This window comes from Achromobacter spanius, assembly GCF_039673305.1.
In the GTDB taxonomy this organism is placed as follows: domain Bacteria; phylum Pseudomonadota; class Gammaproteobacteria; order Burkholderiales; family Burkholderiaceae_B; genus Achromobacter; species Achromobacter spanius_F.
Window position 1 is genome coordinate 1 of record NZ_JBDJLJ010000051.1, and the last position, 12,325, is coordinate 12,325.

Below are 12,325 nucleotides of genomic sequence, written 5' to 3' on the forward strand. Positions count from 1 at the left end.
CCACCAGCGACGGCGCCAGCCGCTGGCTGGGCGGCTGGCCGCCGGCGAGTTTCTGCCGCAGCCATTCCAGCCCCCGCCGTCCCATCTGATGCATGGGCGAGTGGATCGTGGTCAGGCCGATGGGCAGGGCGCCCGCCAGCGGGGTGTCGTTGTAGCCCACGATGGCGACATCGCGGCCGGCTTCCAGGCCGTGGTCGCGCGCGGCGCCCATGACGCCGACGGCCAGAAAGTCGTTGACCGCGAAGATGGCGGTGGGACGGTCGGCCGTGCCCAGCAGGCGCGCGCCCACCACGCGGCCCGCGTCAGTGTCGAACGGGCTTTCGATGCGCCAGTGCGGCGGGATTTCCACGCCATGCCGTGCGCAATGGCTGAAAAATCCCTCGGAGCGGTCGCGGCCGGTGCTGGCGAAGGGTTCGCCCACCATCACCGCGATGCGCCGGTGACCCATGGCCAGCAGATGCTCGGCGGCCAGGCGGCCGCCCTCGATGTCGTCGCAGGTGACGGCGCAGTGGCTGTCGGCGTGGCGGCTGACCAGCACGAAAGGCACGTCGCGCCGCGCCAGTTCGGCCAGCAGCGGATTGGGCGGCGTGCCGGGCAGGCCGCTGTGCGCGTCGCCCAGGATCAGGCCATCCACGCGCCGCGCCAGCGCCATGTCGATGAGCTTGCGCTGCTTGTCGGGCACGTCCTGGGTGTTGGACACGAAGGTCAGGTAGCCATGCTCGGCCGCGGCTTCGTCGATGCCTTCGTAGATGGTGGCCAGCACCATGTCCGACAGCCGGGGCACCAGCACGCCGATGGTGCGGCTGCGGCGCGTCTTCAGACTGGCCGCGTGGGGATTGGTCTGATATTGCAATTCGGCGGCAAGCGCCCGGATGCGTTTCACGGTGTCGGGCGCCGCGGCGCCGCGCGCATCGTCTTCGGACCCGTTGAGGACCCGGGACACGGTCGAAACGTTCAAACCGAGCTGCCGCGCCAGGCTTTGCAGGGTGACGGGGCGCGATTTATTCATGGGGCTGGAGGATACACGCGGAAATGGCGCGACAGGGCGGAAGACCGGGGGTTAGGGTTTACACCCAGTCGATTTTTGCGTTCGGACCCCTTAGCATTGCGCAACCCAAACGTTTGGGTAAACCGACTGGATCGAAACGCAATGACAACTGAAAGCCAGAATTCCCGGTTCCGGTACCGGATCTTCACCATGGTCGTGCTGCTGGCGCTGATCAATTACATCGACCGCGGCGCCATGTCCTATGCCGCCGCGCACATCACGGGCGAATACGGCCTGGACCGCGGCGAATGGGGCTCGGTGCTGGGCTACTTCGGCTACGGCTACATGGTGGGCGCGCTGTTCGGCGGCATGCTGTCCGACCGCTACGGCCCGCGCAAGGTCTGGATCGTGGCCGGGATCGCCTGGTCCGTGTTCGAGATCGCCACCGCCTGGGCAGGCGATTTCGGCCTGGCATTCCTGGGCGGGTCGGCGCTGGCCGGCTTTGCCACCATCCGGATCCTGTTCGGGGCGGCCGAAGGGCCGGCGTATTCCATCATCAACAAGACCATCGCCAACTGGGCCACGACCCGCGAACGCGGCTTCGTCGTCGGCTTCGGCCTGCTGAGCACGCCGCTGGGCGCCTTGCTGACCGCGCCGGTGGCCGTGGGCCTGCTGACGCTGACCGACAGCTGGCGCGCCATGTTCTTCGTGCTGGGCGGGGCCGGGCTGGTCGTGCTGGTGTTCTTCATGCGCATCTTCACCGACCGCCCCGAAACCAACCCCCGCGTTTCGCCGCAGGAACTGGCGGAGATCCAGGCGTCGCGCGTGCAGTCGGCCGTCGCCGCCGAGGCCCCCGACGCGCCGGCGCTGCCCTGGTGGAGCTTTTTCCGCAGCAAGACGCTGGTGCTGAACACGCTGGGCTATTTCTCGTTCATGTACGTGAACTTCCTGCTGCTGACCTGGACGCCCAAGTACCTGCAGGACAACTTCGGCTACAGCCTGTCCTCGCTCTGGTACATGGGCATGATCCCCTGGGTGGGCGCCTGCTTCACGGTGCTGCTGGGCGGCCGCATTTCGGACTTGCTGTTCAAGCGCACGGGCAGCCTGAAGATCGCCCGCAGCTGGTTCGCCGCGGGTTGCCTGCTGGCCACCACGCTGTGCTTCCTGCTGGTCTCGCAGGCGCAGTCGGTGTTCGCCGTGATCGCCCTCATGACGCTGGCCAATGCGCTGAACGCCTTGCCCAATTCGGTCTATTGGGCCGTGGTGATCGACACCGCTCCCTCCAGCCGCGTCGGCACCTTCAGCGGCCTGATGCACTTCTTCGCCAACATCGCGTCCATCCTGGCGCCCACGCTGACCGGCTACCTGACCGCCCGCCACGGCTATTCGGTGATGTTCATCGCCGCGTCGGTCGCCACCGCGGTCGGCATGTTCGCTATGCTTCAGGTGCGTCCCGGCGTCGGGCCCCGCATGCCCGCCCGCCCGACGCTGCAACCTGGAGCCGCCAAATGACCGACCGCAGTATTTCCGTTCCTTCGCTGGCTGTCGAGCCCGGCTTCTTCCGGGGCCGCACCCTGGGCGAATTGCAGCACGCCATGGCCGAAGGCGGGCTTACCGCGCAGGACCTGGTGCGCCACGCGGGGGCCGCGATCGAACGGCTCAATCCGCAGCTGAACGCCTTCGTCCACGTGGACATCGACGCCGCGCTGGCCGCGGCCCGCGAACGCGACGCCGAACGGGCGCAGGGCAGGACCCGCGGGCCTTTGCACGGCATTCCGGTCGCCATCAAGGACAACGTCGATACGGCCGACATGCCCACCACGATGGGCGCGGCCCATTTCCTGGGCCACCGTCCGGCGGCGGACGCGCGCTGCGTCGCGCTGCTGCGCGAGGCCGGCGCCATCGTCGTGGGCAAGACGCTGACCCACGAATTCGCCTACGGTCCCACCGGCGACCGCAGCGTGCAGGGCGCCTCGCGCAATCCCTGGCGGACCAGCCAGATCACCGGCGGCTCCAGCGCGGGCGGCGCCGCCGCCGTGGCCTCGGGCATGGTGCCCGTCGCGCTGGGCACCGACACCGGCGGCTCCGTGCGTGTGCCGTCCGCGCTGTGCGGCCTGGTCGGCTTCAAGCCCACGCATGGCCGCATTGCCTCCGAAGGCGTGTTCCCGCTGTCGCCCACGCTGGAAGATCCCGGTGTGCTGGCCAATTCCGTGGAAGACGCGCAAGTGTTCATGCAGGCGCTGAGCGCGGGCGCCATCGCGCCGGCGGCGGGCAGCGATGACGCGCCGCGCGTGGCCTGGGTGCCCAACACGCCGTTCGCGATGGACGATGCCGCCGTCACGGCCTGCGTGCGCGCGGCGGCGCAACGCCTGGCTGGCGGCCCGCTGCGCGATGCCCCGCAGGTCACGCGCCATGCCCGCGCGCTGCAAAGCGCGCTGGGCGCCATCCAGCGTGCCGAAGCCTACGAGGTGCACGCCGAGCGCGTCGACAGCCAGCCCGAGAAATTCGACCCCGAAGTGCTGGAACGCCTGCGCGCGTCGCGCGGGGTGCAAGGCTGGGAATACGTCCGCGCCCTGAAGGAAAGAACCCGGCTGCAGGCCGAGTTTGCGCGCCTGTTCCAGGAATTCGACGTCCTGGCCCTGCCCACTGTCGCCATCACCGCGCCCGCGCTGCAGCAGCGCAGCGTGGCCGGTCCGGGCAGCGCCGGCGTGCGCGAGACCCTGCTGGGCCTGACCAATCCGTGGAATGTGCTGGGGTTGCCGGCCATCAGCCTGCCGGCGGGCTGGGTGAACGGCCTGCCGGTGGGCCTGCAGCTGGTTGCGGCGGCGGGTACGGACGAAGCCTTGCTGGCGCTGGCCGCCGCCCGTTGGCAGCCGCCGGGGGAATGATCCGCAAAGCTTGGTAAGGTAGAGGCCGTTGCGCGCCTCGCCGGCCGCGCCTCGCCGGCCGCGCCTGGCCGGCGAGGTCCGATTGTGCGGGCGCGTGTCGCGCCCACTCTAGCGAGCCTCCATGATCGATGAACTGATTCAACTGGCCAAACTCGTCAGCCTGGGCCTGGCGCTGATGCTGCCGCTGGCCAATCCGCTGACCTCGATGACGCTGCTTTTGTCGCTGGGCCAGCAGATTCCCTTCAAGGAGCGGCAACGCCAGGTCACCCAGGCGGCGTTCTACGTGGTCGGCATCATGCTGGTGACGTACTACGCCGGCGCGCTGCTCATGCATACCTTCGGCATCTCCATTCCCGGGCTGCGCATCGCGGGTGGCCTCATCGTGGTGACCATCGGCTTCAGCATGCTGTTCCCCTCGGACCAGCCGCGCGCGCTGGAAGCCGAGGCGGCGGCCGACGCGCTTGAGCGCCAGAGTCCCAACATCGCATTCGTGCCGCTGGCCCTGCCAGGCACGGCGGGGCCGGGCACGATCGCGATGATCATCAGCGGGGCGTCGTCGGTGGATACCGCCATCGCGCCCGACTACGCGCGCTGGGTCGTGGCCGTGACGCCCGTCATCGTTTTCGGGCTGCTGGGCGTGCTGTTCTGGGTCTGCCTGCATTGGGCGGGCCGCATCGTGGCGGTGATCGGCAAGAGCGGCGTCGAGGCGATTTCGCGCGTCATGGGCTTTCTGCTGGTGTGCATGGGCGTCCAGTTCGTCATCAACGGCGTGCTCGAAATCATCGGCAAATATCCGAACCTGTGACCGCTACGCCGCGTAGGCGCGCAGCAGCATGTCCACCCCATAGCGGCAGGTGGCCACCAGGCTGGCCGGGGCAGAGCCGGAGTAGCCGCCATAGAGGCGCGCCTCGAATGCGGTGCCGTTGATCAGGTGGCCCAGCGTCAGCGCGGCCTGGCGCAGGTCGTCGATTTTCAGTTCGCCCCGGTCGCAGGCCTGCCGCAGGCATTGTTCCAGGGGTGCGTGGATCTGTTTGTCCACCGCCTGCTGCAGCGATGCCGCCAGTTGCGGCAGGCGGTGGCATTCCGCCACCAGCAGGCGGTGCAGGGCGACGGACTTGGGCTGGATCGCATAGTTCAGCAGCCGCAAAGCCAGGTCGTGCAGGGCAGGGCCGACGGGCTGCTCGGGCAATGCGTCCGGGAACACCGTCGCCTGCATCTTGTCCAATTCGTGCTGCAGCACCGCGGCCAGCAGGCCTTCCTTGTTGCCGAACAGTTGATAGGCAGTGGCCGCCGAGCCGCCGGCTTGCTGCACGATCCGCTGGATCGAGGTTTGCGCATACCCGTGTGCCAGCAGCGACTGCGTCGCGGCTTCGAGCAGCCGCTGGCGGCGGGCCTCGCCTTTGTGCGTCATCTTGTGCGTCAGCGTGCGCGTCATCGATTCGGCCGAATCGCTCACCTCGGCTCTCCTTTTGTTCCGTTCGTCTGATTTGCTCCAACGCGGGGTAATGTAACCTGCAGTAATGGCGTAATGTAGAGTACATTACATTATTGAATTTTCAGCGCGTAGCTGCTAGGCACTCGGGCCACGCGCTTCTGTTTTTGCGTAAGACCAAGCTATGACCGCTCATCTGGTTCAGCAGCGCACCGTAGCCCGCTCCGGGCCGATGCTGCCTGCATCCACGGCGCTTGCGCCCGCCAACGGCGCGTGCCGTTTCTCCAACTTCGCGATTCGTGCTGCGGCATGCGGCGAAGCCCACCCGCAGCGGAGCGCGTCATGACTTCCTGGATGCTTTGGGTGCTTGTCGCACTGGCGGTCGCGGGATTCGTCACCGCGCTGATGCGTCAACCAGGCGTGGTGCTTTACGACCGGATCGCCACATGGGCGCGCAGGCCGGCGACCCAGCCCAAGGCGCAACGCGCCGAAAAAGAACCCGCGCCGGCGACGCAGGCCGGATGAATCCCGGCGCTCCGCGCGCAACACGCCGGGCGCCGGAAGTCCCCACCGCCACGCCGCTCAGGCGTAGCGCGCCAGATCTCCCGCAAAGCGGGACAGCCCATTGATGCCGCTGGCGCTGGCCTGCGCCAACCATGCGCGCAACTGCTGCAAAAGCTGCTCGCTGCTTTCGGACGAGCTTTCCCACAGACGGGCCAGCGCCTGCCGCATGTCGACCAGCCGCTGCAGCTGCTCCATCCCGCTCAGGGCGGAATGCAACTGGCTGCGTTGCGGTTCGCTCAGCAGCGCGTCCTGGCGCAACAGGAACTTGCGCAGTACCGAGCGCCGCCATTTCAGGGTTGACCGTTTTTCGAGGGCCTTGCGTTCGCGCAGTTCGCGCAAGGCCGTCTGCTTGAGCAGGGCCCCAAAACGGCGCATCACGTCGTAGCGGTGGATCTGCACCGCTTCCAGGGTGCGCAGGTCCGCCGGCAGGCCGGCTTGCGCGCGATCGCGCAGCACGCGCTTGGGCGCCACGCGGCGCACCTTGGCCAGGCGCAGGGCCTGGAGGATGCGGATATACATCCAGCCCAGGTCGAACTCATACCACTTGCTGGAGAACTTGGCCGAGGTGGCATGTGCATGGTGGTTGTTGTGCAGTTCTTCGCCGCCGATCACCAGGCCCAGGGGCGACAGGTTGGTGCTGGCGTCCGGACTGGAGAAATTGCGGTAGCCGACGAAGTGCCCCAGCCCGTTGACGACGCCGGCCGCCCAAAAGGGGATCCACGCCATCTGGACGGCCCACACGGTCAGCCCCAGGGCGCCGAACGCCAGCACGTCCAGGGCGAGCATGAGCAGGATGCCCCAGGTGCTGTGGGGGGTGTAGACATTGCGTTCCAGCCAGTCGTCCGGCGTGCCGCGGCCATAGCGTTCCAGCGTGGCCGCCATCGACGCCTCGACGCGGTACAGGTCGGCCCCGCGCAGGAACACGCGCATCACGCCGTACACCGCGGGTGAATGCGGGTCGCCTTCGCGTTCGCACTTGGCGTGGTGCTTGCGATGCACCGCCACCCATTCGCGGGTCTTCATGCCGCTGGTCAGCCAGAGCCAGAAACGGAAGAAGTGCGCCACGGCGGGATGGAAATCCACCCCGCGGTGGGTCTGGCTGCGATGCAGGTAGAGGGTGGTGCCGGCGATGGTGATGTGCGTGGCCGCAAGCGTGAACAGGACGATCTGCCAGATGCTGAAATGAAACAGGCCGTGCGCAAGAAATTCCAGGAAGGATTGCATTCAAAAAACCAGGGATACGACTGTGGGCGTAGCGGACGCAACGCCTGAGCCGAACCCCGCGTCGCCGCCCGGTCGATTCTAGTGGCCGCGCGGCGATACAAATACCCGGCTTGCCGGGTCGGTCTATTGCTGGAATGGCAACAATGAAGTCTTGCCCACCCGTTCAGCGTTGCGGCCTTTCCAACCCCAAATGGCCACGCAAGGTGCTGTGCTCGTATTCCGTGCGGAACAGCCCGCGCTTCTGCAGCACAGGAACCACGTGCGCGACGAAATCGTCGATGCCGCCCGGCAGGGACGGCGGCATCAGGTTGAAGCCGTCGGCGCCTTCGTTCCTGAACCACTGCTCCATCCGGTCCGCGATCTGCTCGGGCGTGCCGACCATCGTGCAGTGGCCGCCGCCGGCAGCCAGGCGGCCCAGCAGCTGGCGCACGGTGGGCTGTTCGGTTTCGATGATGCGCAGGATGGTCGCGTAGCGGCCCTTGGGGCCGGTGAACTCGGCCAAGGAGGGCAGGGGCGGCACGGGCGCGTCCAGTTCCCAGCCGGTGCAGTCCTGCAGCACGAACAGGCCCAGCTGCCGCAGCGAGGCGTCGCTGGGCAGCAGCTCATCCAGTTCGCGCTGCTTGGCGCGCGCTTCGGCTTCGGTCGAGCCCACGTAGGTGACCAGCCCCGGCATGATGGGCACGAAGGCGTCGCGGCCCGCGGCGCGCACGCGCTGCTTGATGTCGCGGTAATACGACTGCGCCGCGGCCAGGTCGTAGGCCACCGCGTAGATGGCTTCGGCGCGCCGGGCGGCCAGGTCGCGGCCCTGGTCCGAGGCGCCGGCCTGGAACAGCACCGGATGGCCCTGCGGGGGGCGGGGCACCGTCAGGGGGCCGTCCACCAGGAAATGGTCGCCCTGGTGATGGATCTTGTGCAGGCGGTCGGGGACGCCATAGAAACCGGCGCGATCAATGGCCAGCGCGTCGTCTTCCCAGGAATCGAACAGCCGTAGCGCGACGTCGACGAATTCCTCGGCGCGGGCGTAGCGCCAGTCGTGGTCCGGCATGGATTCGTAGCCGTGGTTGCGCGCCTCGGCGTCGAACATCGAGGTCACCACGTTCCAGCCCATGCGGCCGCCCGAGATGTGGTCCAGCGATGCGACCATGCGGGCCGCGTGGAAGGGCGTGAAGAATGTGCTGGAAACCGTGCTGATCAGGCCGATGCGGGTGGTGGCGCGCGCGATCGCCGCCATGGTGGTCAGCGGTTCCAGATGCCAGCGCGGCCCGTCGCCAATGTTGTCCATCGACTGGCCGTCGGCAAAGAAGATGGCGTCGAGCTTGCCGCGTTCGGCCGTCCGGGCCAGTTCTTCGTAGTAGCTGATGTCGCCCAGGCGCTCGGCGGCCGAATCCGGGTGGCGCCAGGCCGCGCGATGGTGGCCGCAGCCGAAAATGAAGAGGTTCAGGTGCATCATGGCGATCAGCTCGTCGGTTGCCTCGGGATTGCGGCGCCGGGCACGCCCTGGGGCGCCGCAAGCGGGCGAACTTAGCATAAAACGGCGCCGCGGACGGCGGGCCGCGCGCGTTGACATCCTCGCGCCGCTCTCCTAACCTTGCGGCAATTCCTGGGGGAGCCCTTTACGGGCTGAGATTCCGCATCGACGCGGTAACCCTTTGAACCTGATCCGGGTAATGCCGGCGAAGGGAAGGACAACGCAAGTCTCGCGCGACCTCCCTGGATTTCATTCACTTTGCGGCCCACCGGCACGGCGGGCCGCCGCGTTGCGCGCGGCCTGCGGCCGGCCGCGGGAGGACCGATTTTCATGCTGACCCAATCCACCGCCCTGATATGGCTGCTGCTGTTCTCCGGCGGCTTCGCCCTGGCCAGCGTGCTTTACACGCGCCGCAAGCGCAGCACGCTGGAAGATTACATCGTGGCGCGCAACAGCCAGGGATCCTTCGGCACGATCCTGACCCTGATGGCGTCCACGCTGGGCGCATGGATCCTGTTTTCGCCCGCGCAGGCGGCCACCTGGGGCGGCCTGGCGGCCGTCATCGGCTACGCGCTGGGATCGATGTCGCCGCGCCTGGTCATGATTCCCCTGGGACGGCGCATGCGCGAACTGATTCCGCACGGCCACACGCTGACCGAATTCCTGATGGCGCGCTACGGACGGCCCATGTACGGGCTGGCGCTCTTCATCATGCTGTTCTACCTGTTCATCGCGCTGTCGGCCGAGATCACCGCCATCGCCAAGCTGGTCGCCATGCTGGCGCCCGTGCCGCTGTGGGCAACCGCCGCCATCGTGATGGGGACGACCTTGCTCTACACCACCTACGGCGGACTGCGTTCGTCGATTTTCACCGACCAGGTGCAGATGATGATCATCGTGCCGCTGCTGGTCGTCCTGTGCGTTGTCGGCTGGCAGGCGGCCGGCGGCGTCCTGCCCACCGTCGAGGCGCTGCAGGCCAAGGCCCCCCAGCTGCTCGACCTGACCGATCCGGTGGGCGTGAAGGCGGGCCTGACGTTCTTCGTCGCCATCCTGCTGACGGGCATCTTCCACCAGGGCAACTGGCAGCGCATCTACGCCGCGCGCGACGCGCGCACCATGCGCAACGGCTTCCTGCTGGGCGGCGCGCTGGTGGCGCCGTTCATTTTCCTGATGGGCCTGTTCGGCCTGGCCTTTGTCGCGCTGGCGCCGGCGGGCGACAGTTCGATCGCGCTGTTCAGCGTCATCATGCCGCACGCGCCGGCCTGGTTCGTGATTGCCCTGATCCCGCTGGGCCTGTCCCTGGTCATGAGCACCGCGGACACCGCGATCAGCGCGGTGACCAGCATCATCGCGGTCGACCTGCGCCGCCTGATGCCCGAGGCCCAGGCCGTCACCATGAAGCGCCTGGCGCGCTGGCTGGTGCTGCTGATGGCGATTCCCGTCATGATCGTGGCCTCGCAGGGCTACAGCGTGCTGTACCTGTTCCTGCTGGCCGACCTGCTGTGCTCGGCCGCCGCGTTCCCGGTGTTCTATGGGCTCTTCAGCCGCAAGCACGACGGCTTCACCGCCACCGCCGCCACAATCTCGGGCCTGATCGCCGGCCTGTTCTTCTTCCCCGCGCCGGGCGACAAGCCGACCTACCTGCTGGAATCCTTCCTGCTGGCGGCGTTTGTGCCGGTGGCGACGACGGTGCTGATCCGGTGCCTGGCGCGAGGCCGGAAGGAATTCGACTTTTCCACCTTGAGCGCGGCGGTGCGCAGGTTGGATCAGGAGAGGGTTTGAGGGGGGAAAGTCGCGCGGCCTGAGGGCCTGGGCCAGAGTGTTGACACGGAGGGCGCGGCTCGCGGTCCCAGGTGGCGTTTCAGGGGTGATGGAGGTCAATCCAGCTGCATCGGTTCCACTGGTGCCTTGTCACGCACCTGATTGATGGATTCGACCTCTGCAACGCTCAGGGCGCCGGCTTTGCGCGCGATGGACGCCAGCACCGAACCCAGCTTCACGCGGTCCTCTGGTTGGACTGCTTGTTCCTGGACGGCCCGGATCTCTGTTTCCGTACTGCTGCCATGTCTGGCAGCGCGAGCAGGGATTACCTGCTGCACTCGGTCGGCGATATTGCGGTGGGTGAGAGAGGTCATGATGCGGGTTGATCGATCCGAAGCGAAGTCAGTTGCGTATTAACTTGGCATCGCGCTCATGAACGTAGCCCCAAGGGGTCGCGAGCAGCCGGATTGGATTTTGCGCCTTCCAAGCGAAAACACGATCCGAAGGTGAATGGAATCAGACACGCAGAAACAAAAAAGCCTTGGAGCACATTTCGTGTCCAAGGCTTTTCCGTCTGGAATTTGGTGGAGCGGAGGAGGATCGAACTCCCGACCTTCGCATTGCGAACGCGACGCTCTCCCAGCTGAGCTACCGCCCCAAATCAAGCAAGACCAGGAATATACAGGATACTGCCGGGTCCGCGCAACACGTCATACCCCGATATTTTTTCAGGCAAATTCCAGCGTGGCGATGACCGGCGCGTGGTCCGAGGGCTGCTCGTTGCGGCGCGGTTCCTTGTCGATGACGCAGGCGACGCAGCGCTTGACCAGCGGGGCGGACAGCAGCACGTGGTCGATGCGCAGGCCGGCGTTGCGGCGGAACGCGAACTGGCGGTAATCCCACCAGCTGAAGGACTTCTCGGGCTGCTCGAACAGGCGGAACGAGTCGGTCAGCCCCAGGTCGATTAGATCGCGCAGGGCCTGGCGCTCGGGTTCGGACACCAGGACCTGGCCTTCCCATTTCTCGGGGTTGTGCACGTCTTCGTCGGCGGGGGCGACGTTGTAGTCGCCCAGCACCGCCAGGCGGGGGTATTGCTTGATCTCTTCGGCCAGCCACTTGTGCATGGCCTGGAACCATTCCAGCTTGTAGGCGTACTTGTCCGAGCCCACGGATTGGCCGTTCGGACAGTACGCACACACGACGCGCACGTCCCCTTCGGGGCTGGGGAAGGTCAGGGCCAGGACGCGCTGCTGGGGGTCTTCGTAGCCGGGGATGTTGCGCACCATGGTCGTGCCGGGCACGCGCGAGATGATGGCCACGCCGTTGTAGGTCTTCTGGCCGGCCCAGACGGCGTGATAGCCGGCTTCCTTGAATGCGGCCTCGGGGAACTTGTCGTCGGTGAGCTTGAGTTCCTGGATGCAGAGCACGTCGACGGGATTGGCGGCCAGCCAGTCCAGGACTTGCTGCAGGCGCACGTTCAGGGAATTGACGTTCCAGGTGGCGAGTTTCATGGTTGTTCTAGATCGTTTATGGATGCGGCTCTCGGGTCATCGCCCCGCGAATGCCGCCGAACGGCTGCGACGTCCGTGCGGGTTCGGCGGGCGGCCATGAGGTCGGATGCCGAATGATACCGCGCACCCGCGCGGCCTTTTACGGCGTGCCGCCTTGGTGGCGGTACCGGCTCGCCGGAGCACGAACGCAAAAAACCCCGACACGCACGCGTCGGGGCCTTCTACTGCTGCTATTCGCTGATGTGATTGAACTGCACGGAGCCCGGCTCGATCCCGCCTTGCCGCAGCCTGCCGTCGACATCCTCGCGGTCCGCGACGGGGTCGTTCACCGCGGGCAGTTCCAGCCAGTTCGCCAGTTCCTGCCTGGCTTGCCGCGTATCGGAGATCCCGCCATTCACCAGCGCCACGCCCTCGCTGCCGTCGAGCTTTCGATAAGTGATCTGCGTCTTCATCTTGCCTCCTGGGTTGCGGTGGATTCGCCGGTTCACC

At 67.0% G+C, this 12,325-nt stretch carries 12 protein-coding genes, 1 tRNA gene and 1 riboswitch; of the genes, 5 read left to right on the top strand and 8 right to left on the bottom strand.

The window, feature by feature from the left end:
* Positions 1 to 1,009 (bottom strand): LacI family DNA-binding transcriptional regulator (locus ABE485_RS25290; protein WP_346517992.1); only part of this gene is annotated, 1,009 nt, incomplete at its 3' end.
* Positions 1,010 to 1,150: 141 nt separating this feature from the next.
* Here ABE485_RS25290 and ABE485_RS25295 point away from each other — a divergent pair.
* The 3 genes from ABE485_RS25295 (at position 1,151) to ABE485_RS25305 (ending at position 4,681) form a co-directional block, all read left to right on the top strand.
* Entirely contained in the window at positions 1,151 to 2,500 is a 1,350-nt protein-coding gene (locus ABE485_RS25295; protein WP_346517993.1) for an MFS transporter, read from the top strand.
* On the top strand, positions 2,497 to 3,876 hold the full coding sequence (locus tag ABE485_RS25300) for an amidase (RefSeq protein ID WP_346517994.1): 1,380 nt from the start codon (positions 2,497 to 2,499) through the stop codon (positions 3,874 to 3,876). Before ABE485_RS25295 ends, ABE485_RS25300 begins: the two co-directional genes overlap by 4 nt.
* Before the next feature lie 121 nt (positions 3,877 to 3,997).
* Positions 3,998 to 4,681: a MarC family NAAT transporter gene (locus tag ABE485_RS25305; RefSeq protein ID WP_346517995.1), complete on the top strand. Its 684-nt coding sequence runs from the start codon at positions 3,998 to 4,000 to the stop codon at positions 4,679 to 4,681.
* 3 nt (positions 4,682 to 4,684) lie between these two features.
* On the opposite strand, the gene ABE485_RS25310 is transcribed toward ABE485_RS25305, so the two are convergent.
* Entirely contained in the window at positions 4,685 to 5,332 is a 648-nt protein-coding gene (locus ABE485_RS25310; protein ID WP_346517996.1) for a TetR/AcrR family transcriptional regulator, read from the bottom strand.
* Between the two features lie 318 nt (positions 5,333 to 5,650).
* Here ABE485_RS25310 and ABE485_RS25315 point away from each other — a divergent pair, with 318 nt between their 5' ends.
* Positions 5,651 to 5,833 carry a hypothetical protein gene (locus tag ABE485_RS25315; protein WP_346517997.1) on the top strand — a complete coding sequence of 61 codons (183 nt, stop codon included), beginning with the start codon at positions 5,651 to 5,653 and terminating at the stop codon, positions 5,831 to 5,833.
* A 57-nt stretch (positions 5,834 to 5,890) separates the two neighbouring features.
* Here ABE485_RS25315 and ABE485_RS25320 read toward each other — a convergent pair whose 3' ends face one another.
* Both ABE485_RS25320 and ABE485_RS25325 read right to left on the bottom strand, forming a co-directional pair.
* Positions 5,891 to 7,096: a DesA family fatty acid desaturase gene (locus ABE485_RS25320; RefSeq protein ID WP_346517998.1), complete on the bottom strand. Its 1,206-nt coding sequence runs from the start codon at positions 7,094 to 7,096 to the stop codon at positions 5,891 to 5,893.
* A 163-nt stretch (positions 7,097 to 7,259) separates the two neighbouring features.
* The gene (locus ABE485_RS25325) at positions 7,260 to 8,546 is read right to left on the bottom strand and encodes an LLM class flavin-dependent oxidoreductase (RefSeq protein ID WP_346518029.1); all 1,287 of its coding nucleotides are present in this window, start codon (positions 8,544 to 8,546) and stop codon (positions 7,260 to 7,262) included.
* 142 nt (positions 8,547 to 8,688) lie between these two features.
* Positions 8,689 to 8,795, top strand: a riboswitch (TPP riboswitch).
* A 99-nt stretch (positions 8,796 to 8,894) separates the two neighbouring features.
* Between ABE485_RS25325 and ABE485_RS25330 the strand changes: the two genes are divergently transcribed.
* Positions 8,895 to 10,346, top strand: coding sequence for a sodium:solute symporter family protein (locus tag ABE485_RS25330; protein WP_346517999.1), 1,452 nt, complete (start codon positions 8,895 to 8,897; stop codon positions 10,344 to 10,346).
* A gap of 95 nt (positions 10,347 to 10,441) precedes the next feature.
* Here the strand turns inward: ABE485_RS25330 and ABE485_RS25335 are convergent, their stop codons facing one another.
* The 4 genes from ABE485_RS25335 to ABE485_RS25350 all read right to left on the bottom strand — a co-directional run bounded on the left by ABE485_RS25335 (position 10,442) and on the right by ABE485_RS25350 (position 12,288).
* The gene (locus ABE485_RS25335; RefSeq protein ID WP_346518000.1) at positions 10,442 to 10,699 is read right to left on the bottom strand and encodes a FitA-like ribbon-helix-helix domain-containing protein; all 258 of its coding nucleotides are present in this window, start codon (positions 10,697 to 10,699) and stop codon (positions 10,442 to 10,444) included.
* A 208-nt stretch (positions 10,700 to 10,907) separates the two neighbouring features.
* Positions 10,908 to 10,983 (bottom strand) — tRNA-Ala (locus ABE485_RS25340).
* A 70-nt stretch (positions 10,984 to 11,053) separates the two neighbouring features.
* Positions 11,054 to 11,836, bottom strand: coding sequence for an exodeoxyribonuclease III (xth, locus tag ABE485_RS25345; protein ID WP_346518001.1), 783 nt, complete (start codon positions 11,834 to 11,836; stop codon positions 11,054 to 11,056).
* 230 nt (positions 11,837 to 12,066) lie between these two features.
* The gene (locus ABE485_RS25350; RefSeq protein WP_346518002.1) at positions 12,067 to 12,288 is read right to left on the bottom strand and encodes a hypothetical protein; all 222 of its coding nucleotides are present in this window, start codon (positions 12,286 to 12,288) and stop codon (positions 12,067 to 12,069) included.
* Between the last annotated feature and the right edge of the window lie 37 nt (positions 12,289 to 12,325).

Bases quoted from the DNA above. Each gene is read 5' to 3' on its own strand.
- ABE485_RS25320 (WP_346517998.1), bottom strand. From the start codon at position 7,096: ATGCAATCCTTCCTGGAATTTCTTGCGCACGGCCTGTTTCATTTCAGC.
- ABE485_RS25335 (WP_346518000.1), bottom strand. From the start codon at position 10,699: ATGACCTCTCTCACCCACCGCAATATCGCCGACCGAGTGCAGCAGGTA.
- ABE485_RS25305 (WP_346517995.1), top strand. From the start codon at position 3,998: ATGATCGATGAACTGATTCAACTGGCCAAACTCGTCAGCCTGGGCCTG.
- ABE485_RS25295 (WP_346517993.1), top strand. From the start codon at position 1,151: ATGACAACTGAAAGCCAGAATTCCCGGTTCCGGTACCGGATCTTCACC.
- ABE485_RS25300 (WP_346517994.1), top strand. From the start codon at position 2,497: ATGACCGACCGCAGTATTTCCGTTCCTTCGCTGGCTGTCGAGCCCGGC.
- ABE485_RS25350 (WP_346518002.1), bottom strand. From the start codon at position 12,288: ATGAAGACGCAGATCACTTATCGAAAGCTCGACGGCAGCGAGGGCGTG.
- ABE485_RS25325 (WP_346518029.1), bottom strand. From the start codon at position 8,546: ATGATGCACCTGAACCTCTTCATTTTCGGCTGCGGCCACCATCGCGCG.
- xth (WP_346518001.1), bottom strand. From the start codon at position 11,836: ATGAAACTCGCCACCTGGAACGTCAATTCCCTGAACGTGCGCCTGCAG.
- ABE485_RS25330 (WP_346517999.1), top strand. From the start codon at position 8,895: ATGCTGACCCAATCCACCGCCCTGATATGGCTGCTGCTGTTCTCCGGC.
- ABE485_RS25315 (WP_346517997.1), top strand. From the start codon at position 5,651: ATGACTTCCTGGATGCTTTGGGTGCTTGTCGCACTGGCGGTCGCGGGA.